Origin of the sequence: Pseudomonas sp. OTU5201 (assembly GCF_038440135.1) — a bacterium.
Classification (GTDB): domain Bacteria; phylum Pseudomonadota; class Gammaproteobacteria; order Pseudomonadales; family Pseudomonadaceae; genus Metapseudomonas; species Metapseudomonas resinovorans.
Genome location: NZ_JASATC010000039.1, coordinates 19,228 through 37,818, shown reverse-complemented (window position 1 = coordinate 37,818; position 18,591 = coordinate 19,228). Strand labels below are relative to the sequence as shown.

23 protein-coding genes and 1 pseudogene are annotated in these 18,591 nt (G+C 63.5%); 16 read left to right on the top strand and 8 right to left on the bottom strand.

Features of this window, described 5'->3' with window-relative positions; genetic code table 11:
- Positions 1 to 58 precede the first annotated feature (58 nt).
- Positions 59 to 1,021 (bottom strand): FecR family protein, encoded by a 963-nt coding sequence (locus AAHM40_RS21420; RefSeq protein WP_342246447.1) that lies wholly within the window; start codon positions 1,019 to 1,021, stop codon positions 59 to 61.
- A gap of 1 nt (position 1,022) precedes the next feature.
- Positions 1,023 to 1,544 (bottom strand): sigma-70 family RNA polymerase sigma factor, encoded by a 522-nt coding sequence (locus AAHM40_RS21415; protein ID WP_342246446.1) that lies wholly within the window; start codon positions 1,542 to 1,544, stop codon positions 1,023 to 1,025.
- Between the two features lie 166 nt (positions 1,545 to 1,710).
- Between AAHM40_RS21415 and AAHM40_RS21410 the strand changes: the two genes are divergently transcribed.
- Positions 1,711 to 2,118, top strand: a complete 408-nt coding sequence (locus AAHM40_RS21410) for a PA2779 family protein (RefSeq protein ID WP_342246445.1) — start codon at positions 1,711 to 1,713, stop codon at positions 2,116 to 2,118.
- Entirely contained in the window at positions 2,118 to 3,083 is a 966-nt protein-coding gene (locus tag AAHM40_RS21405; protein WP_342246444.1) for a PA2778 family cysteine peptidase, read from the top strand. The genes AAHM40_RS21410 and AAHM40_RS21405 overlap by 1 nt, the downstream gene beginning before the upstream one ends.
- A 155-nt stretch (positions 3,084 to 3,238) precedes the next feature.
- Here the strand turns inward: AAHM40_RS21405 and AAHM40_RS21400 are convergent, their stop codons facing one another.
- The gene (locus AAHM40_RS21400) at positions 3,239 to 3,742 is read right to left on the bottom strand and encodes a L,D-transpeptidase family protein (RefSeq protein ID WP_342246443.1); all 504 of its coding nucleotides are present in this window, start codon (positions 3,740 to 3,742) and stop codon (positions 3,239 to 3,241) included.
- A gap of 42 nt (positions 3,743 to 3,784) precedes the next feature.
- On the bottom strand, positions 3,785 to 4,339 hold the full coding sequence (locus tag AAHM40_RS21395) for an NUDIX hydrolase (protein WP_342246442.1): 555 nt from the start codon (positions 4,337 to 4,339) through the stop codon (positions 3,785 to 3,787).
- Between the two features lie 169 nt (positions 4,340 to 4,508).
- Here AAHM40_RS21395 and AAHM40_RS21390 point away from each other — a divergent pair, with 169 nt between their 5' ends.
- Genes AAHM40_RS21390 through AAHM40_RS21370 form a run of 5 tightly spaced genes read left to right on the top strand, consistent with a single transcriptional unit; the run spans position 4,509 to position 7,855 of the window.
- Positions 4,509 to 5,111: a CoA pyrophosphatase gene (locus AAHM40_RS21390; protein ID WP_342246441.1), complete on the top strand. Its 603-nt coding sequence runs from the start codon at positions 4,509 to 4,511 to the stop codon at positions 5,109 to 5,111.
- A gap of 20 nt (positions 5,112 to 5,131) precedes the next feature.
- Positions 5,132 to 5,656, top strand: a complete 525-nt coding sequence (locus AAHM40_RS21385) for a gamma carbonic anhydrase family protein (RefSeq protein ID WP_028630289.1) — start codon at positions 5,132 to 5,134, stop codon at positions 5,654 to 5,656.
- Positions 5,656 to 5,865: a DUF1289 domain-containing protein gene (locus AAHM40_RS21380; RefSeq protein ID WP_171016506.1), complete on the top strand. Its 210-nt coding sequence runs from the start codon at positions 5,656 to 5,658 to the stop codon at positions 5,863 to 5,865. The genes AAHM40_RS21385 and AAHM40_RS21380 overlap by 1 nt, the downstream gene beginning before the upstream one ends.
- Before the next feature lie 17 nt (positions 5,866 to 5,882).
- Entirely contained in the window at positions 5,883 to 7,064 is a 1,182-nt protein-coding gene (purT, locus tag AAHM40_RS21375) for a formate-dependent phosphoribosylglycinamide formyltransferase (RefSeq protein ID WP_342246440.1), read from the top strand.
- Entirely contained in the window at positions 7,061 to 7,855 is a 795-nt protein-coding gene (locus tag AAHM40_RS21370; protein ID WP_342246439.1) for an SGNH/GDSL hydrolase family protein, read from the top strand. Before purT ends, AAHM40_RS21370 begins: the two co-directional genes overlap by 4 nt.
- Here AAHM40_RS21370 and AAHM40_RS21365 read toward each other — a convergent pair.
- Positions 7,839 to 8,663, bottom strand: a complete 825-nt coding sequence (locus AAHM40_RS21365) for a transporter associated domain-containing protein (RefSeq protein ID WP_446731600.1) — start codon at positions 8,661 to 8,663, stop codon at positions 7,839 to 7,841. The genes AAHM40_RS21370 and AAHM40_RS21365 overlap by 17 nt on opposite strands.
- A 7-nt stretch (positions 8,664 to 8,670) precedes the next feature.
- Positions 8,671 to 9,471 carry a cytochrome C assembly family protein gene (locus tag AAHM40_RS21360; protein ID WP_342246438.1) on the bottom strand — a complete coding sequence of 267 codons (801 nt, stop codon included), beginning with the start codon at positions 9,469 to 9,471 and terminating at the stop codon, positions 8,671 to 8,673.
- A gap of 156 nt (positions 9,472 to 9,627) precedes the next feature.
- On the opposite strand from AAHM40_RS21360, the gene ffh reads away from it, so the two are divergent.
- From ffh to AAHM40_RS21330, 6 genes are all read left to right on the top strand, one after another.
- Positions 9,628 to 11,001 (top strand): signal recognition particle protein, encoded by a 1,374-nt coding sequence (ffh, locus tag AAHM40_RS21355; protein ID WP_342246437.1) that lies wholly within the window; start codon positions 9,628 to 9,630, stop codon positions 10,999 to 11,001.
- A 136-nt stretch (positions 11,002 to 11,137) separates the two neighbouring features.
- Entirely contained in the window at positions 11,138 to 11,389 is a 252-nt protein-coding gene (rpsP, locus tag AAHM40_RS21350; RefSeq protein WP_028630295.1) for a 30S ribosomal protein S16, read from the top strand.
- An 8-nt stretch (positions 11,390 to 11,397) separates the two neighbouring features.
- On the top strand, positions 11,398 to 11,934 hold the full coding sequence (gene rimM, locus AAHM40_RS21345) for a ribosome maturation factor RimM (RefSeq protein ID WP_342246436.1): 537 nt from the start codon (positions 11,398 to 11,400) through the stop codon (positions 11,932 to 11,934).
- Between the two features lie 10 nt (positions 11,935 to 11,944).
- Positions 11,945 to 12,697, top strand: a complete 753-nt coding sequence (trmD, locus tag AAHM40_RS21340; RefSeq protein WP_280282621.1) for a tRNA (guanosine(37)-N1)-methyltransferase TrmD — start codon at positions 11,945 to 11,947, stop codon at positions 12,695 to 12,697.
- A 44-nt stretch (positions 12,698 to 12,741) separates the two neighbouring features.
- Complete coding sequence (gene rplS, locus AAHM40_RS21335; protein ID WP_028630298.1) at positions 12,742 to 13,092, top strand: 50S ribosomal protein L19; 351 nt, start codon at positions 12,742 to 12,744, stop codon at positions 13,090 to 13,092.
- 193 nt (positions 13,093 to 13,285) lie between these two features.
- Positions 13,286 to 13,714 (top strand): acyl-CoA thioesterase, encoded by a 429-nt coding sequence (locus AAHM40_RS21330; protein WP_342246435.1) that lies wholly within the window; start codon positions 13,286 to 13,288, stop codon positions 13,712 to 13,714.
- Positions 13,715 to 13,759: 45 nt separating this feature from the next.
- Here the strand turns inward: AAHM40_RS21330 and AAHM40_RS21325 are convergent, their stop codons facing one another.
- Both AAHM40_RS21325 and AAHM40_RS21320 read right to left on the bottom strand, forming a co-directional pair.
- Positions 13,760 to 14,440 carry a hypothetical protein gene (locus AAHM40_RS21325; protein ID WP_342246434.1) on the bottom strand — a complete coding sequence of 227 codons (681 nt, stop codon included), beginning with the start codon at positions 14,438 to 14,440 and terminating at the stop codon, positions 13,760 to 13,762.
- 239 nt (positions 14,441 to 14,679) lie between these two features.
- Positions 14,680 to 15,263 (bottom strand): annotated as a pseudogene (locus tag AAHM40_RS21320) (cation:proton antiporter domain-containing protein); the annotation flags it as partial.
- 76 nt (positions 15,264 to 15,339) lie between these two features.
- Between AAHM40_RS21320 and xerD the strand changes: the two are divergent.
- The 3 genes from xerD to AAHM40_RS21305 all read left to right on the top strand — a co-directional run bounded on the left by xerD (position 15,340) and on the right by AAHM40_RS21305 (position 18,568).
- A complete protein-coding gene (gene xerD / locus AAHM40_RS21315) occupies positions 15,340 to 16,236 on the top strand; it encodes a site-specific tyrosine recombinase XerD (RefSeq protein WP_342246433.1) in 897 nt (298 codons plus the stop codon).
- Positions 16,237 to 16,424: 188 nt separating this feature from the next.
- Entirely contained in the window at positions 16,425 to 17,153 is a 729-nt protein-coding gene (locus tag AAHM40_RS21310) for a disulfide isomerase DsbC N-terminal domain-containing protein (RefSeq protein WP_342246432.1), read from the top strand.
- A gap of 110 nt (positions 17,154 to 17,263) precedes the next feature.
- Positions 17,264 to 18,568, top strand: a complete 1,305-nt coding sequence (locus AAHM40_RS21305) for a homoserine dehydrogenase (protein WP_028630304.1) — start codon at positions 17,264 to 17,266, stop codon at positions 18,566 to 18,568.
- The last annotated feature ends 23 nt before the right edge of the window (positions 18,569 to 18,591 follow it).

Below are 18,591 nucleotides of genomic sequence, written 5' to 3'. Positions count from 1 at the left end.
GGGCGAGTCGAAGGATGGCGTGGAGCGCAGCGATACCCATCGATTCGGTACTCCGTCATCAGCTCGTGGCGCGCGGGTGCACCTTGACCCAGTAACGGGTCAGGCTGTGCACCTCCACCGGCAGCGCCTTGGGCAGCATGGCGAGAATGCGTTCGGTGTTGTCCAGCGGGTAACTGCCGGAGATCAGCAGCCCGGCCACCTTTGGGTCGCAGCCGAGGTGGCCGCGACGGTAGCGGCCCAGTTCGGCGAGGAAGTCGTCCAGGCGCATATGGCTGGCAACCAGCATGCCCTGGGTCCAGGCCACGTTGTCTTCGCTGGCGCTTCTCGGTGGACCGATGCGCGTCGGCGAGAGGTTGGCCTGCTGGCCGGGCAGCAGCGACTGGCTCTGACCGTCGGCCAGCAGATCGGCGCTGCCATCGAACAGGCTGACCCGACTGCTGCGTTCGAGGATGCGCACGTTGAGGCGGCCGCCACGGCTTTCGATCAGCCCCTGAGGCGTGTGGATGCGCAGCGGACGTGAGTCGCTGACGGCTTCGACGAGGATTTCCCCCTGGCGCATCTCGATCAGTCGTTGCCCGGCATCGAAGCGGATATCCACAGCGCTGGCGGTGTTCAGCTCCAGGCGCGAGCCATCGGCCAGATTGAGCGCTCGGCGTTCGCCAATACCGGTGGCCTCGTCACTGCGCAGGGCCAGCAGGGGTGCGCCGTCGCGCAGGTTGATCGCACCGCCGCCCACCAGTGCGCAGAGCGCCAGCAGTTTCAGGGCCTCGCGGCGGCTGCGATGGGCGGGGGCGCCCAAGGCTGCCAGGGTCAGCGGCGCGTCCAGACTGCGCAGGCCAAGGTTGATCGCCTCGATACGCTGCCAGGCGCGTTCATGTTCGGCGTCGGCGGCGCGCCAGTCCTGCCATGCCTGCCGACGCTGGTCGCTGAAATCGCCACCCTGCAGCTCCACCAGCCATTCGACCGCCTGCTCGGCGACGGCCGGGGCGATTCGGCTGCGGTCCACGGCAGAGAGGTTCATCTCAGAAGCTCTCCGCGAAGTAGCAGCGCTGGGCAGCCTTGACCATCTGGCGCTTGACGGTGGAGAGGGAAATGTCGAGCTGGTCGGCGATTTCGGCGTAGGTCATGCCGTCAACCTGGGCCAGCAGGAAGACCTTTTTCGCCACGGCTGGCAGGCCGTCCAGCAGGCGGTCCAGCTCCACCAGGGTTTCCAGGATGATGGCGCGTTCCTCTTCGCTCGGAGCCAGGGCTTCGGGTTGCGCGGCGAGGGCTTCGAGGTAGGCCCGCTCGATGTCCTGGCGGCGGTAGTGGTTGGCCAGTACGCGCTTGGCCACTGTGGTGAGGAAGGCGCGTGGCTCCAGGATCACCGGTTTTTCCCGTGCCAGCAGCACGCGCAGGAAGGTGTCCTGGGCGAGGTCGGCGGCATTCTGTGGGCAGCCCAGGCGACGGCGCAGCCAGCCCGTCAGCCAACCATGGTGGTCACTGTAGAGCTTGTGCAGGGATTCGGCCGGCGGAGGCGGAAGGGCGTCGGCACCGTGATTCAAGAGCTGGACTCGGAAGCAAATGGGAATGTTTCGCATTCTATAGCTGCCGGCCGAAGTTCAGCAATAATCTGAATGTCAGGGTGAATTTTCCGCGTTTGTTTTAGGAAAGCTGGAACCGGAAAACACGTTCCGTGGTCAATTGGCCACAATATCTGGAGAAACCACCATGCTCTCGCGTCCTTGCAACCGTCGTCTCGCGTCCTGCCTGATTGCCAGTCAGTTCCTCTTCCTCGCCCAGGTGCCCCTGGCCCAGGCCGCCATGATCGGCACCCCCCAGGCCCTGCAGGAGCAGCAGTTGCCGCAGCAGCAACCGGTGGACCAGGCACAACTGCGCGCCATGCTCGACGACAAGCAGGTGCAGCAGAAGCTCGAATCCCTTGGCGTACCGCGTGAACAGGTGGAAGCGCGAATCGCCAGCCTGACCCCGGCCGAACTGCAGCAGTTCAACCAGCGCCTGGAGCAGGAACCGGCCGGTGGCTGGGTGGGCATCATCGTGCTGTTCCTGGTGATCTTCATCATCACCGACATGCTCTGCGCCACGGACATCTTCAGCTTCATCAAGTGCATCAACTGATGCGGCTCTGGCTTGCCTTGCTGACGCTGGCACTTGCGGGCTGTGCCGGACAGCAACCCATGCTGTCACCGCAGAGCGATCGACTGCCGCAACGGGTGGAACTGACCCAGACGCCGTTCTACCCGCAGGAGATCTATCAGTGCGGCCCGGCGGCCCTGGCGACGGTGCTGGTGCATCGCGGGGTGCAGACCTCGCCTGAGGCGCTTACGCCGAAGGTCTATCTCCCCGCCAGGCAGGGCAGCCTGAAGCTGGAACTGGTGGCCGCCGCGCGCCAGCACGGCATGCTGGTCTACCCGCTGCAACCAAGTCTGGATGCGCTGTTGGCACAAGTGGCGGCCGGTAATCCGGTGCTGGTAATGCAAAACCTTGGCCTGGACTGGCTGCCGCGTTGGCACTTCGCAGTAGCGGTGGGTTTCGATCGCAGCAAGGATGAACTGGTGCTGCGTTCCGGCACCGAAAAACGCTGGGTCACCGACCTGCGCAGTTTCGACCGCACCTGGCAGCGCGCCGAGCGCTGGGCCGTAGTGACGGTCCCTGCGGACCAGCTACCGGCAGAGGCGCAGCTGGAGCCCTGGCTCAAGGCCGCCAGTGACCTAGAGGAAACCGCCCAGCGCCCAGTGGCCGAGCGTGCCTACCGCACCGCTGCCGAACACTGGCCGAAGGAGCCGTTGCCGCTCTTCGCCCTGGCAAACGCGCGCTATGCAGATGGCGATCGCGACGGTGCCGAGCGTGCCTTGCGTGAAAGCCTGAAGCGCAAGCCGGACTATGCGCTGGGCTGGTTCAATCTCTCCGAGGTGCTCAACGAGAAAGGTTGTACGGCCCAGGCGAGTCAGGCGCGGGCCTGCGCTCGCCAACTGGCGCCCCAAGATCCGCGCCTGGCGGCGCCGCTGGCCGCCGGGATCACTATCAAGGGGCAGTGCGGGGCGTTGCCGGCGTGTGGGGAAGGGGCCGCGATTCGCGAATGAACTCGCCCCTCATCGTGTAGCGGGGGGCAATTGCAGAGCGCAGGCACAATCCATCCTTCGAACCGGCCACTTGCCGGGCTTCGCGTCGTTCAGCCTGATCCAGGGAGAAGCCCACAAAAAAGGCGCCAGATGGCGCCTTTTTGTGGCTGATGCACTCAGGGGCGAATCTCGATCAGGGTGCCGTCCTTCACCAGGCTCCAGATTTCGCGCATGTCCGAGTTCCTCATGGCGATGCAGCCTTCGGTCCAGTCCAGCGTATGGAAGTACCACTCCGGGTACTCCTCATCCAGCGGGGTGCCGTGGATCATGATCATGCCGCCCGGCGATACGCCCTTTTCCCGGGCCTTGGCGGCATCGCGGGCATTGGGGTAGGAGATGTGCATGGAAAGATTGAACCTGTCGCTGGTCTTGCGCCAGTCGATCCAGTAGAAGCCTTCCGGAGTGCGCTGGTCGCCTTCGCGCAGCTTGGCGCCGAGCGGTTGCTTGCCGAGCGAGATGCGGTAGGACTTGAGAATGTCACCGCGATTCATCAGCAGCAGCTTGCGCTCCGATTTCACCACCATGACCTTGTCGATGGCTTTGCCACCCAGCGTCGGCGTGGTGCTCGCCTGGGCGAGAGCCGAAAGGCCCATGATTAGTACGACTAGCAACCAGCGCATCGGCACGACATCCCCACAGTGTTCAAGTAAGCAGATTAGCGGTCAGGCTTTTTTGTAGTAGGCCAGCAACGGTGCCAAGGGCTCGTTGCGCACCGGGAAGACCTGCCCGGTGCGGTCAGCGAAGTAGCATTCTAAGGTACGGCCCACGGTGGGAAAAGCCAGCTCCGACCAGGGAATATCCCGTTCGTGGAAAAGGCGCACTTCCAGGCTTTCGTCACCGGCTGCGAAGTTCAGGTCTACCAGTTCGGCGCGGAAGAAGGTGTACACCTGGCTGATGTGCGGCAGATCGAACAAGGTATAGAGGCTCAGGTTGCGCACCCGCGCGCAGGCTTCTTCGAGGGTTTCGCGGGTGGCGGCCTGTTCCATGGTCTCGCCGTTCTCCATGAAGCCGGCGGGTAGCGTCCAGTACCCCTTGCGCGGGTCGATGGCCCGACGGCAGAGCAGCACCTGCTGCTCCCACACTGGCAGGCAGCCGGCGACGATGCGCGGATTCTGGTAATGGATGGTGTGGCAGCTTTCGCATACATAGCGCAGGCGGTTATCGCCTTCGGGAATGCGCTGGTCGACCAGGCCGCCGCACTGGCTGCAGAATTTCATCGGGGTTCCTCTGGCTCAGGCGCTCATCTTGGCGCGGCATGGTGCCGCACGGCAAGCGGCGTACAGGGCAAACCAAAGATGGTGAATGGTGCGTCCGGTCGGCGCGGGGCTTGGGCGTCCCCAAGGTTCGTGCCATGATGCCCGGCAGTCGAGAACAATGAGAAAGTCCATGCTGGATGACCTGCTCCGTCGTGTGCAGAGCTACTCCCCGAGAACCTTGGAGACCGATCACGACCTCCCCGAAGCTGCGGTGCTGGTGCCTATCACGCGTAGCGACGAGCCCGAACTCGTCCTGACCCTGCGCGCCAGTGGGCTGTCCACTCACGGCGGTGAAGTCGCCTTTCCCGGTGGCCGTCGCGATCCCGAAGACCCCGACCTGATCCGCACCGCCCTGCGTGAAGCGGAAGAAGAGGTGGGCCTGCCTCCGGGGTTGGTGGAGGTCATCGGCCCGCTCAGCACACTGGTCTCTCGTCATGGCATCAAGGTCACGCCTTTTGTGGGGCTGGTTCCGGACTTCGTCCAGTACAAGGCCAACGACGGTGAGATCGACTCGGTCTTCAGCGTGCCGCTGGAATTCTTCCGTGACGACCCCCGGCAGGTGACCCACCGCATCGATTACCTCGGCTGCAGCTGGTACGTGCCCAGCTACCAGTATGGCGAATACAAGATCTGGGGCCTGACCGCGATCATGGTCGTCGAACTGGTCAACCTGGTGTACGACGTCCGGATCGACATGACCCGTGCGCCCGAAAGCTTCATAAAACTCAAATAAGCCCTTCCGAGGAGCGCCTGATGAAATACCGCCTTGGAACCGCCCAGGTCGAAGCCCACCCCGACAGTTGGGCCGCCCCCAATGCCACCCTGGTCGGCAAGGTTCGCCTTGATGCCGGTGCCAGCGTCTGGTTCGGCGCCGTGCTTCGCGGCGACAACGAACTGATCCACATCGGTGAGAACAGCAACGTCCAGGATGGCACTGTGATGCACACCGACATGGGCTATCCGCTGAACATTGGCCGCTCCGTCACCATCGGTCACAACGCCATGCTGCACGGTTGCTCGGTGGGAGACTTCAGCCTGATCGGCATCAACGCCGTGGTCCTTAACGGCGCGAAGATCGGCAAGTACTGCATCATCGGCGCCAATGCGCTGATTCCCGAAGGCAAGGAAATCCCCGACGGCTCACTGGTCATGGGCTCTCCCGGCAAGGTAGTGCGCGAGCTGACCGAGCAACAGAAGAAGATGCTCGAAGCCAGTGCCGCTCACTATGTACACAACGCCCAGCGCTATGCGCGCGACCTGGCGGAGCAGGACGATTGATGGACGCCGAGCGCCCCGTCCGCTCGCCCTGCGTGCAGGTCTGCGTGCTGGATGACCATGACATCTGCAGCGGCTGCCAGCGTACCGCCGATGAAATCACCCGCTGGGGCCGCATGGACAATGCCGAACGCCGCGAGGTCCTGGCGCGCTGTTTCGAGCGCGCCAAGGCCAGTGGCTTGTTCATGACGTCCCCGACCCAGGCTTCTTGACTCCCCGAGGAAACGACATGCCCCGTATTGGAACCCCCTTGTCGCCCAGCGCGACCCGTGTACTGCTGTGCGGCTCCGGCGAGCTTGGCAAGGAGGTGGTGATCGAACTGCAGCGTCTCGGCTGCGAAGTGATTGCCGTTGACCGCTATGCTGATGCCCCCGCCATGCAAGTGGCTCATCGCAGCCATGTGATCAGCATGCTGGATGGAGCCGCCCTGCGTGCGGTGATCGAGCTGGAAAAACCGCACTACATCGTGCCGGAGATCGAAGCCATCGCCACTGCGACCCTGGTGGAGCTGGAAGCTGAAGGCTTCACCGTGGTGCCCACTGCTCGCGCTGCCCAGTTGACCATGAACCGCGAAGGCATCCGCCGTCTCGCGGCTGAGGAGCTGGGCGTACCCACCTCGCCCTATCACTTCGCCGACAGCTTCGATGACTACCGCGCCGCCGTGGCCAGCGTTGGCTACCCCTGCGTGGTCAAACCGATCATGAGTTCCTCCGGCAAGGGCCAGTCGGTGCTGAAGTCCGACGCTGACCTCCAGACGGCCTGGGACTATGCCCAGGAAGGTGGTCGCGCCGGCAAGGGGCGGGTGATCGTCGAGGGCTTCATCGATTTCGACTACGAAATCACCCTGCTCACCGTGCGCCACGTCGGCGGTACCAGCTTCTGTGCGCCCATCGGCCACCGCCAGGTGAAGGGTGACTACCACGAGTCCTGGCAACCCCAGGCCATGAGCCCGAAGGCCCTCGCCGAGTCGGAGCGCATTGCCCAGGCAGTGACCGAGGCCCTGGGTGGTCGCGGTCTCTTTGGTGTCGAATTGTTCATCAAGGGCGATCAGGTGTGGTTCAGCGAGGTTTCTCCACGTCCGCATGACACCGGACTGGTGACCCTGATCTCCCAGGACCTGTCCGAATTCGCCCTGCACGCGCGCGCCATCCTCGGTCTGCCGATCCCGGCAATCCGCCAGGTGGGGCCGTCCGCTTCGGCGGTGATCCTGGTCGAAGGCACGTCCAGCCAGGTCAGCTTCGGCAACCTGGGCGCTGCCCTCAGCGAGCCGGATACTGCCCTTCGCCTGTTCGGCAAGCCGGAAGTAGACGGCCAGCGCCGTATGGGAGTGGCCCTGGCGCGGGACGAATCCACTGACTTGGCGCGGGCCAAGGCGACCCGTTCGGCCCAGGCGGTAGACGTCCAGCTGTGATTCGCCTGGCCGGGTTGTGCTGGTGGGTAGCGGCGCTGCCGCTGCTGCCCCTGGCGCTGCCCATGGCTGTGCATACCCGCCGTACCGCCCTGCGCCTGGCGCCAGCCGCAGGGCCTGAGAGCGGTCTTGCCGGGGGCGGGCTCGAGGGCGCGCCCCTGCGTTTGCTTTTGATTGGTGAGTCCACCGTCGCGGGTGTCGGCGCCTCCTGCCTGGACTTCGCCCTGCCCGGGCAACTGGCCGCTGCGCTGGCGTCGCGTCTGGGCCGTCCCGTGGCCTGGCGGGCTTGTGGCGAGAATGGCATCACCGCCGGCGAAGCCCGGGAGCGGCTGTTGCCGCAGGTGGCGGAGGAGCCTGTCGACCTGGTGCTGCTGGTCTTCGGCGTCAACGACACCACGCATTTCAGTTCCAGCCGCAGTTGGCAGGCATCCCAGCAGGCGCTGGCTCGACATTTCGTGGAGCGAGGCGCGCAGGTTGCGTTTGCCGGCGTGCCGCCCTTGCAGCATTTCAGTGCCTTGCCCTGGCTGCTGCGTCATTTGCTGGGTTGGCGGGCGCGTTTGCTTGACCGGCAGTTGCGAGCGCTCGCGGTGCGCGAAGGGCTGGCGTGCTGTGCTACCCGTTTGGAGATGCGCCCGGATTACCTGGCGCTGGATGGCTATCATCCATCGCCGCTGGGCTATCGCGTCTGGGGTGAGTCGCTGGCGGACTGGATGGTCGGCAGGGTCGGGGAGGGCGGGGGAATCCCCGGTCAGCCGTGGAGGCTGGGGCAGGTGGCTGCTAGGCCTTTGGCGTAAGCCCGGCGCGCCAGGCGAGTACGCGCTGTACCCGGTTTTCGCTGGATTGGAGGATTTCCAGGCGGTAGGGTCCGACCTTCAGGCACACGCTGCAGTCGGGAATCTGCTCGAGTGCTTCGGTGATCAGGCCGTTGAGGGTCTTGGGGCCGTCGCACGGCAGGTGCCAGCCGAGCACACGGTTCAGCTCGCGCAGGTGCAACGCGCCGTCCAGCTCGTAGCGGCCATCGTCACGGGTCTGGATGCCGGGGTTGGGGGCGAAGTCTTCCAGGCTGCCAAATTCGCCGACCAGCTCCTGAAAAATGTCCTCCAGGCTGACCAGCCCCACCACGTCACCGTACTCGTCGACCACGATGCCAAGACGGCGCTTCTGCTTCTGGAAGTTCACCAGTTGGGTCAGCAGCGGCGTGCTTTCCGGTACGAAATAGGTTTCACGGCTCACGGCCATCAGTTGCTCGGCACTGGTTGGGCCTTCGGTCAACAGGCGTGGCAGTTGGCGCAGGTGGAGAATGCCTTCGATCTGGTTGATGTCTTCGCGATAGAGCGGCAGGCGGGTGTGGGTGGCGTTCTGCAACTGCACCAGGAGTTCGTCCGGCGTTGCGTCCAGGTCGATGCCCTGGATTTCACTGCGGGGAATCATGATGGAGCTGACGGTAACCCGTTGCAGCGCATCGGCCACCGCCACGGGCAGGCGGGATTGTGGCTGGATCTCCACGCCATGGCGGCGTCGCGTCGCCAGCCAGGCGACCAGCGCGCCGGCTACCAGGGAGAGCGTGATTCCGAGGAGAAGGCCGGCGAGCAGTCCGTGCATGGGATGGTCAGACGTGGAGGATGAATTCGCGGACCAGCTTGCTGCCGAAGTACGCCAGCATCAGCAGGCAGAAACCTGCCAGGGTCCAGCGGATAGCCTTGTGCCCGCGCCAGCCAAGCTGGTGGCGGCCCCACAGCAGGACGCCGAACACGACCCAGGCGATGCAGGAAAGGATGGTCTTGTGTGCCAGGTGCTGGGCGAACAGGTTCTCGACGAATACCCAGCCGGAGATCAGCGACAGCGACAGCAGGCACCAGCCGGCCCAGAGGAAGCCGAACAACAGGCTTTCCATCGTCTGCAGGGCCGGGAAATTCTTGATCAGCCCGGACGGGTGCTTGTGCTTGAGCTGGTGGTCCTGCAACAGCAGCAGCAGCGCCTGGAACACCGCCATGGTCAGCAGGCCATAGGCCAGGATCGACAGCAGGATGTGGGCGAGAATGCCGGGTTCTTCATTGATGGCCTGGGACGTGCCGCCTGGCACCAGCGCCGCCGCCAGCACCGTCAGGGCGCCGAGCGGCAACAGCAGGAGCAGCAGGTTTTCGATCGGAATCCGCGCGATGGCCACGATGGTCAGCAGGATCACCGCTGCGGCGATCAGGCTGGCTGCGTTGAAAAAGTCCAGGTAGAGCCCGGCCGGCGTCAGCAACTGGAGGAAGAGCGCGGCGCAATGGGCGAGCAGGGCCACGCCGCCACCGATGATAAGCAGGCGCTTGTCCGGCGTGGTGCGCTGGCTAAGGCGAAAGCCCTGGTAACCAGTAGTGCCCGCATAGAGGAATGCAGCCAGGAGGCTGGGCAGCAGAGGGTGCATAAGTCCTTGTAAGGCAAGCCCGAAAGGCAGTGAGTGTGGCATACAAGGCCTGCCGGTGAAAGACCGCTGGCGGTGTCGGCAACGCCGAGTCTTCGTTATACTCCGCCGCCTGCCGCAAGCTCAGCCGGGGCTCACGAGAGCCCGAAAGGAACGCGCATGTTTGAAAACCTTACCGACCGCCTCTCACAGACGCTGCGCCATGTCACCGGCAAGGCCAAACTGACCGAGGACAACATCAAGGACACCCTGCGCGAGGTGCGCATGGCTCTGCTCGAGGCCGACGTCGCCCTTCCGGTGGTGAAGGACTTCGTTGCCAAGATCAAGGACCGTGCGGTCGGTACCGAGGTTTCCAAGAGCCTGACCCCTGGTCAGGCCTTCGTGAAGATTGTCCAGGCCGAACTGGTCGAGCTGATGGGCGCTGCCAACGAGGACCTGGCGCTGAATGCCGCTCCACCGGCGGTGATCCTGATGGCCGGTCTGCAGGGTGCGGGCAAGACCACCACCGTGGGCAAGCTGTCGCGCTTCCTTAAAGAGCGCAAGAAGAAGTCCGTGCTGGTGGTTTCCGCGGACGTCTACCGTCCGGCGGCTATTAAACAGCTGGAAACCCTGGCCAATGACATTGGCGTCACCTTCTTCCCTTCCGATACCAGCCAGAAGCCGGTGGATATCGCTGAGGCGGCGATTCGCGAAGCCAAGCTGAAGTTCATTGACGTCGTCATCGTCGACACCGCAGGCCGCCTGCACGTCGACACCGAGATGATGGATGAGATCAAGCAGGTCCACGCCGCGATCAAACCGGTGGAAACCCTGTTCGTGGTCGATGCCATGACCGGTCAGGACGCCGCCAACACCGCCAAGGCCTTCAACGACGCCCTGCCGCTGACCGGCGTGGTGCTGACCAAGGTCGATGGTGACGCCCGTGGTGGTGCCGCGCTCTCGGTACGCGCCATTACCGGCAAGCCGATCAAGTTCCTCGGCATGGGCGAGAAGACCGAAGCGCTCGACCCCTTCCACCCGGACCGCGTGGCCTCCCGCATCCTCGGCATGGGCGATGTGCTTAGCCTGATCGAGCAGGCCGAGCAGACCATGGATCGCGAGAAGGCCGAGAAGCTCGCGAAGAAGATCAAGAAGGGCAAGGGTTTCGACCTCGAGGACTTCCGCGATCAGCTGCAACAGATGAAGAACATGGGCGGTCTCGGCGGCCTGATGGACAAGCTGCCGATGCTCGGCGGCGTCAACCTGTCTCAGATGGGCAACGCACAGAGCGCCGCGGAGAAGCAGTTCAAGCAGATGGAGGCGATCATCAACTCCATGACGCCTGCCGAGCGTCGCGACCCGGAAGTGATCAGCGGTTCGCGCAAACGCCGCATCGCGCTGGGCTCCGGCACCCAGGTGCAGGACGTGGGGCGTCTCATCAAGCAGCACAAACAGATGCAGAAAATGATGAAGAAGGTCACCGCCAAGGGCGGCATGGCCAAGATGATGCGCGGTATGGGCAGCATGTTCCCCGGTGGCATGCCGAAGATGTGAGCCCCGGCCGCCGACCGGCGGCCAGCAAAAAGAGATTTGCAATCGGCCGCATAATCCTTAGAATATGCGGCCTTTCGGGCCCATGGCCCATGTGTGTGCATTGCTTGAAAAGCACCGACTATAGGAACGAAGTTCAATGGTAACCATCCGTCTTGCCCGTGGCGGCTCCAAGAAGCGCCCCTTCTACCACCTGACCGTGACCAACAGCCGCAATGCGCGCGATGGTCGCTTCGTAGAGCGTATCGGCTTCTTCAACCCGGTCGCCACCGGTGCAGAAGTGAAGCTCTCCGTAAACCAGGAGCGCGTCAGCTACTGGCTGAGCCAGGGCGCCCAGCCGTCTGAGCGTGTTGCTCAGCTGCTGAAGGAAGCTGCCAAGGCTGCTGCCTAAGCATCTTTATGAGCACGACGCCGGCTCCCGCCGATGAACTGATCGTTCTCGGCAAGATTTTCTCGGTGCATGGCGTACGTGGCGAGGTGAAGGTCTACTCCTTCACCGATCCGCTGGATAACGTGCTCGATTACCGCCGTTGGACGCTCAAGCGTGACAACGAGGTAAAGCAGGTCGAAGTCGTCAGCGGACGCGTACACGGCAAGGTCCTGGTGGTAAGGCTGAAAGGGTTGGACGATCGCGAAGTCGCTCGTACCTACGCAGGATTCGAAATCTGTGTCCCTTGCAGCGAACTGCCGGAGCTCGACGAAGACGAGTTCTACTGGCATCAGCTGGAAGGTCTCAATGTGATCAACCAGGACGGGCACTTGCTCGGTCGAATCGATCACCTGCTGGAGACCGGTGCCAACGATGTGATGGTGGTCAAGCCCTGCGCTGGCAGCCTCGATGATCGTGAGCGCCTGCTGCCCTATACGGGGCAGTGCGTGCAGTCGATCGATCTGGACGCTGGCGAGATCCGGGTGGAGTGGGACGTTGATTTCTGAGGGGCCTGACATGAAAAGCATGCAGGTCGAAGTTATCAGTATCTTCCCCGAAATGTTTGCCGCCATCAGCGAGTACGGCATTACCAGCCGCGCGGTGAAGCAGGGGCTGCTCAAGCTCAACTGCTGGAACCCACGGAGTTTCACGGAGGACCGCCACCAGACGGTGGATGATCGGCCCTTCGGTGGCGGCCCGGGCATGGTGATGAAGATTCAACCCCTGGAACGAGCCCTGGCAGCAGCCAAGGCAGCGACAGGGGATCGAGCGAAGGTTATCTACCTCTCGCCGCAAGGGCGCCAGCTGAAGCAGGCAGCCGTGCGCGAGCTGGTGAATGAGGAGGCTTTGATCCTCATCGCCGGGCGCTACGAAGGCATTGACGAACGCTTCATTGAAGAGCACGTCGATGAGGAATGGTCGATCGGAGACTACGTCCTGTCCGGCGGTGAGCTGCCGGCCATGGTGCTGATCGATGCGGTGACGCGGTTGCTGCCCGGAGCGCTGGGCCACGCGGACTCCGCCGAGGAGGACTCCTTTACGGATGGCCTGCTCGATTGCCCGCATTACACTCGACCGGAGTTGTATGCAGGCAAGCGTGTTCCTGAGGTGCTGCTCAGCGGCAACCACGAACACATCCGGCGATGGCGTTTGCAGCAGGCGCTTGGGCGCACCTGGGAACGCCGGGCTGATCTTCTGGATTGCCGCTCGCTTTCTGGAGAAGAGAAAAAGCTGCTGGAGGAATACATCCGCCAGCGGGACGATAGTTAACGTATCGATGGCACGCCCAGAAGGCCTGCCTTAGGAGCATAGCGATGACCAACAAGATCATTCAGCAACTCGAAGCTGAACAAATGAATAAAGAGATTCCGGCTTTCGCCCCGGGCGACACCGTAATCGTTCAAGTTAAAGTGAAGGAAGGCGACCGTTCCCGTCTGCAGGCCTTCGAAGGTGTGGTCATCGCCAAGCGTAACCGCGGCCTGAACAGCGCGTTCACCGTGCGCAAGATCTCCAACGGCGTAGGCGTTGAGCGTACTTTCCAGACCTACTCTCCGCTGGTCGACAGCCTGAGCGTCAAGCGTCGCGGTGACGTGCGCAAAGCCAAGCTGTACTACCTCCGCGACCTGTCCGGCAAGGCAGCTCGTATCAAGGAAAAGCTGGCCTAATCGCCCCAGCTCTCCCGAAAGACCCGCCCAGGTTCGCCTCGGCGGGTTTTTTATTGGCCGTGGGAAGGGGATAACCCGCGCACCGCTGGTGCCGCCAGTCGAGAGCAACGGCCCATCCTGCAGCGCACAGAAGATCGATAAGAGCCGCCGCACGAGTGGCAGCCACATGGGTTCGATTCAGGTAGGTAGTGGCATGACCCCGAGAGAGCAAGAAATCGCCCGCAGGACCGAGCTGTCCGAGAGCCGGGTGACCAAGGCGGTATTCCCGCCCAGCACCAACCATCACAACACCCTGTTCGGCGGCACTGCCCTGGCCTGGATGGACGAAGTGTCCTTCATCACCGCCACGCGCTTCTGCCGTTTGCCGCTAGTGACTGTTTCCAGTGACCGCATCGACTTCAAGCATCCGATCCCGGCGGGCTCCATCGTCGAGCTGGTGGGGCGCGTGGTGAAGGTGGGTAACACCAGTCTCAAGGTGGAGGTCGAGGTGTTCGTCGAGGACATGTACAGCGCCTCCCGTGAAAAGGCCATTACCGGCCTGTTCAGCTTCGTCGCAATCGACGCGGAGAAGCGCCCGGTGCAGGTTCTGCCAGACCATCCCCAGGCCGCCAGCGCCGCATGAATGCAAAAGGCACCCATAGGGTGCCTTTTTCGTATCCCGCCGGGTTCAGTGGCGCATGCTGATCTTCAGCGATGCCTGGGACAGGTCGATGTTGTTCAGTGTCAGGCTTCCGAAACTCTGGTCCTGTGGCGCGCCTGCGACGCGGATGTTGTCGAAGCGCAGTTCGCCGATGGAGCTGGGTAGTCGCACATTCACAGAACCGTCCGGGTTGACCATCGAGGTCATTGTGCTGGTGTCGTAAACCACGTCTTTCATCGAGGTTTCCGCATCCAGGCTATCCAGCACCGGCATCACCAGCTTCGCCAAGTGCTTTACCGCCCCCAGCCCGTCGCCGCTTTCTGCCTGAAGGAACAGGCCCTGCAACACATCGTCCAGGCCCTGGGCGCTGACGTCGCTCATTTCCAGGTCTGTCAGCGGGTGCAGGCCCTGCGGGGTTTCCTGGCGGCTGATGCTGGCGGGCGGCTGTAGGCGCTGGATGTCGGCGCTGGCCATCTGGAAGGGGCTCATCAACGCGGCCACGAGGGTAGCCGCCAAACGCAGGTTGCTCTGCTTCTTCAGGGCCTTGGTCAGTTGCTTCTGGGATAGCAGGCCTTGCGCTATCAGTACTTCACCCAGCCGCATCTTGCTGGTGAGTTGCATCTTGATCGCGGCATCCAGCTCCTGGGAGGTGATCAGACCCTTGTTGATGAGGATCTGTCCCAGGCGGGAATTCATTTGGTTGGCCATGTTCCGGTACCGGCAATGGGTGATAGCAAGATGAAATCATCCACGGCCAGACCGATCCTGTCACCAGACTAAGGATAGGCTGGCTCTGCCGCCTGTCAGTGTGTTTGCACCCGTGTGCGATCGGCGGTAACACCGGGTTGCGCTTCGGTTTCGATCAGGGACACCAGGGGCCAGTCCTTCTCCGGCGTGAAGTCCAGCGGTTGCCCTGCCAGATGCGTCCAGCCCCGCGGATCCCGGGCCAGCAGCAGGTTGGCGCCGATGAATACCCCCAGCGCTGCAGCCAGTGCCGCGAGGTTCTGCAGGTATTCCGGCAGCCAGTGGCGTCGCAGTACCAGGCCGAACAGCCAGCCACCAGCCGCGCCCAGCGCAGGATGTTGGCGATCGAGGACCGTGGCCGCACCACGCGCAGCATCGGGACGATGACGGTGGGCCCGGTGACCCGCGTCAGGGTGCCGAACAGCAGTGACAGCTCCCAGGAGAATCCCAGCAGCCAGTGAGTGGCAACGGCGATCACCGCCCAGGTGATCAATGCGCCGACTGTGACCATGCGCCGGACGACGGTGCCGATTTCTCGTCATTCGGAGACGTGCAGGGTAAGGCTGCCTTCGAAGAGGATCAGCGCTACCGACAGGGAAATCAGTGGGAATAGCAGCGGGCCGAACAGTGCCTGCGGGTCCAGCAGGCCGGTAGCCGGACCCGCGAGAATGCCCGCCAGGAGCAGGAAGAGGATGGCCGGTAGTCGCAGGCGCCACGCCAGCTACTGGCAGAACAGCGCTGCTGCGCCGATGCCACCCAGGCCTAGCAGAATAGGGTGTTCGCTCATCAAGACTCCTTGTCGGGGGTGAAATCGGTTTACGCCCGTGGAAGACTGGCGCGTCTCACACGCCAAGCAGTCCGCCATGCCCGCCCTGGATCACCTTCTGATTGACCGCTTCCTCGACGCCCTTTGGCTGGAAAAAGGCCTGTCCGAACATACGCGTTCGGCTTATCGCAGCGATCTCGCACATTTCAACGGCTGGCTCGATGAACGAGGGCTGGCGCTGGACAAGGCCGGACGCGACCTGATCCTCGACCACCTCGCCTGGCGCCTGGAACAGGGCTACAAGGCGCGCTCCACGGCGCGCTTCCTCTCTGGCCTGCGCGGTTTCTACCGCTTCCTCCTGCGGGAGAACCTGATCCTCGAAGACCCGACCTTGCAGATCGACCTGCCGCAACTGGGGCGTCCCTTGCCCAAGTCGCTGTCCGAGGCCGATGTGGAGGCGCTGCTGGAAGCGCCGGAGCTGGATGATCCTATCGGTCTGCGCGACCGCGCCATGCTCGAAGTCCTCTACGCCTGTGGCCTGCGTGTCACCGAACTGGTGAGCCTGACCCTGGAACAGGTCAACCTGCGCCAGGGCGTGCTGAAAGTGTTCGGCAAGGGCAGCAAGGAACGCCTGGTTCCCCTGGGCGAGGAGGCCATTGCCTGGCTCGAGCGTTACCAGCGTGAGGCGCGGCCCTTCCTCCTCGACGGCAAGCCCTGCGACGTGCTGTTCCCCAGCCTGCGTGGCGAGCAGATGACCCGCCAGACCTTCTGGCACCGCATCAAGCACCAGGCCCAGGTCGCCGGTATCAGCAAGTCACTGTCACCGCACACCCTGCGCCACGCCTTTGCCACCCACCTGCTCAATCACGGCGCCGATCTGCGCGTGGTGCAGATGCTGCTTGGCCACAGCGACTTGTCCACCACGCAGATTTACACCCACATCGCCCAGGCCCGTCTGCAGGAGCTGCATGCACGCCACCACCCACGGGGTTGAACCAGGCAGAGGCGCCACGACAGGGATGTCATGCACAGGTCCCGGACCGCACGCATGCGTCGCTTCCGTCCGACGAATTCCCCGGCCGATCTCCGACAACGGCCGCCGGGCGTCCGACATCTGTGCGCCAGGGCTTCTGTGTTAGGCTTGAGCGATTTCCGTACGTCCGCTGCTCGACAGGAGTACCCATGCGCGTGACCCGTCTTATTGCCAGTCTGGCCCTCGGCCTTGCCAGCACCATCAGCCTCGCCGACGACCCGGACCAGGCCATCCGCAAGACCCTCGACGCCCTGGAGCTCGGCTTGCCCATCGAATCCATCGGTGAAAGCCCGATGGCCGGCATCTACCAGGTCCAGCTCAAGGGCGGCCGCATGCTCTACACCAGCGCCGACGGTCAATACCTGATGCAGGGCTACCTGTACCAGGTGCAGAACGGCAAGCCGGTGAACCTTACCGAGCAGGCTGAGAGCCGCTCCATCGCCAAGGAAATCAACGCCATCCCCGCCGGCGAGATGGTGGTGTTCTCGCCCAAGGAGCCCGCCAAGGCCCATATCACCGTGTTCACCGACACCGACTGCGGCTACTGCCAGAAGCTGCACAGCGAAGTGCCGGAGCTGAACCGCCGCGGTATCGAAGTGCGTTACGTCGCCTTCCCGCGCCAGGGCATCGGCAGCCACGGCTACAACAGCCTGGTCAGCGTCTGGTGCAGCAAGGACCGCCAGGCCGCCATGAACAAGGCCAAGTCCCGCGAGGAGCTTCCTGCCGCGACCTGCGATAACCCGGTGGCCAAGCAGTTCGAACTGGGCCAGATGATCGGCGTCAACGGCACCCCGGCCATCGTGCTGGGCAATGGCCAGATGATTCCGGGCTATCAGCCGGCTCCGCAACTCGCGAAGCTGGCCCTTGAGGCCAAGTAATCCGGGCACCTGCCTCGATTGACCAATATTCAGCCGCTTCGTAAAGTGCGGCTCTTTTCCTCGGCCGGGACACTCCCGGCCGCTTTCGCAGTGATGATGGGGAGTTCAGCGTGAAGCCGGTAAAAGTAGGCATCTGTGGCCTTGGGACCGTCGGTGGCGGCACCTTCAACGTACTCAAACGCAACGCCGAGGAGATTGCCCGCCGTGCCGGGCGTGGAATCGAAGTTGCCCAGATTGCTGCTCGTCGTCCCAACCCGAAGTGTGATACCGGCGCTACCCCCATCACCGCCGACATCTTCGACGTGGTCAACAACCCGGAAATCGACATCGTCATCGAGCTGATCGGTGGCTACACCCAGGCCCGCGAGCTGGTCATGAAGGCCATCGAGAACGGCAAGCACGTCGTTACCGCCAACAAGGCGCTGATCGCCGTGCACGGCAACGAAATCTTCGCCAAGGCCCGCGAGAAGGGCGTCATGGTTGCCTTCGAAGCCGCCGTGGCCGGAGGTATCCCGGTGATCAAGGCGATCCGCGAAGGCCTCTCCGCCAACCGCATCAACTGGCTGGCCGGCATCATCAACGGCACCGGCAATTTCATCCTCACCGAAATGCGTGAGAAGGGCCGTGCCTTCGAAGACGTGCTCAAAGAAGCCCAGGCACTGGGTTACGCCGAAGCCGATCCGACCTTCGACGTCGAAGGCATCGATGCCGCCCACAAGCTGACCATCCTCGCCTCCATTGCCTTCGGTATCCCGCTGCAGTTCGACAAGGCCTACACCGAGGGCATCTCCAAGCTGACCAGTGCCGACGTGAACTACGCCGAAGCCCTGGGCTATCGCATCAAGCACTTGGGCGTGGCGCGTCGCACCGACAGCGGTTTCGAGCTGCGCGTGCACCCGACCCTGATCCCGGCCGACCGTCTGATCGCCAATGTCAACGGTGTGATGAACGCCGTGATGGTCAACGGTGACGCTGCTGGCAGCACCCTGTACTACGGCGCTGGCGCCGGCATGGAGGCCACCGCCTCCGCCGTGGTTGCCGACGTGGTGGACGTGGTTCGCGCGCTGACCACCGACCCGGAGAACCATGTGCCGCACCTGGCGTTCCAGCCGGACTCGCTGTCCGACCACCCGATCCTGCCGATCGAAGCCTGTGAGAGCGCCTACTACCTGCGCATCCAGGCCAAGGACCACCCGGGTGTACTGGCACAAGTCGCGTCCATCCTGTCGGAGCGTGGCATCAACATCGAATCCATCATGCAAAAAGAAGTCGAAGAGCAGGACGGCCTGGTGCCGATGATCCTGGTTACCCACCGGGTCGTCGAGGCGCGCGTCAACGACGCCATCGCCGCGCTGGAAGCTCTGGAAGACGTGGTAGGCAGCGTAGTGCGCATCCGCGTCGAGCAACTGAACTAAGCAGCCGCCGGGCCCCGGTGCCG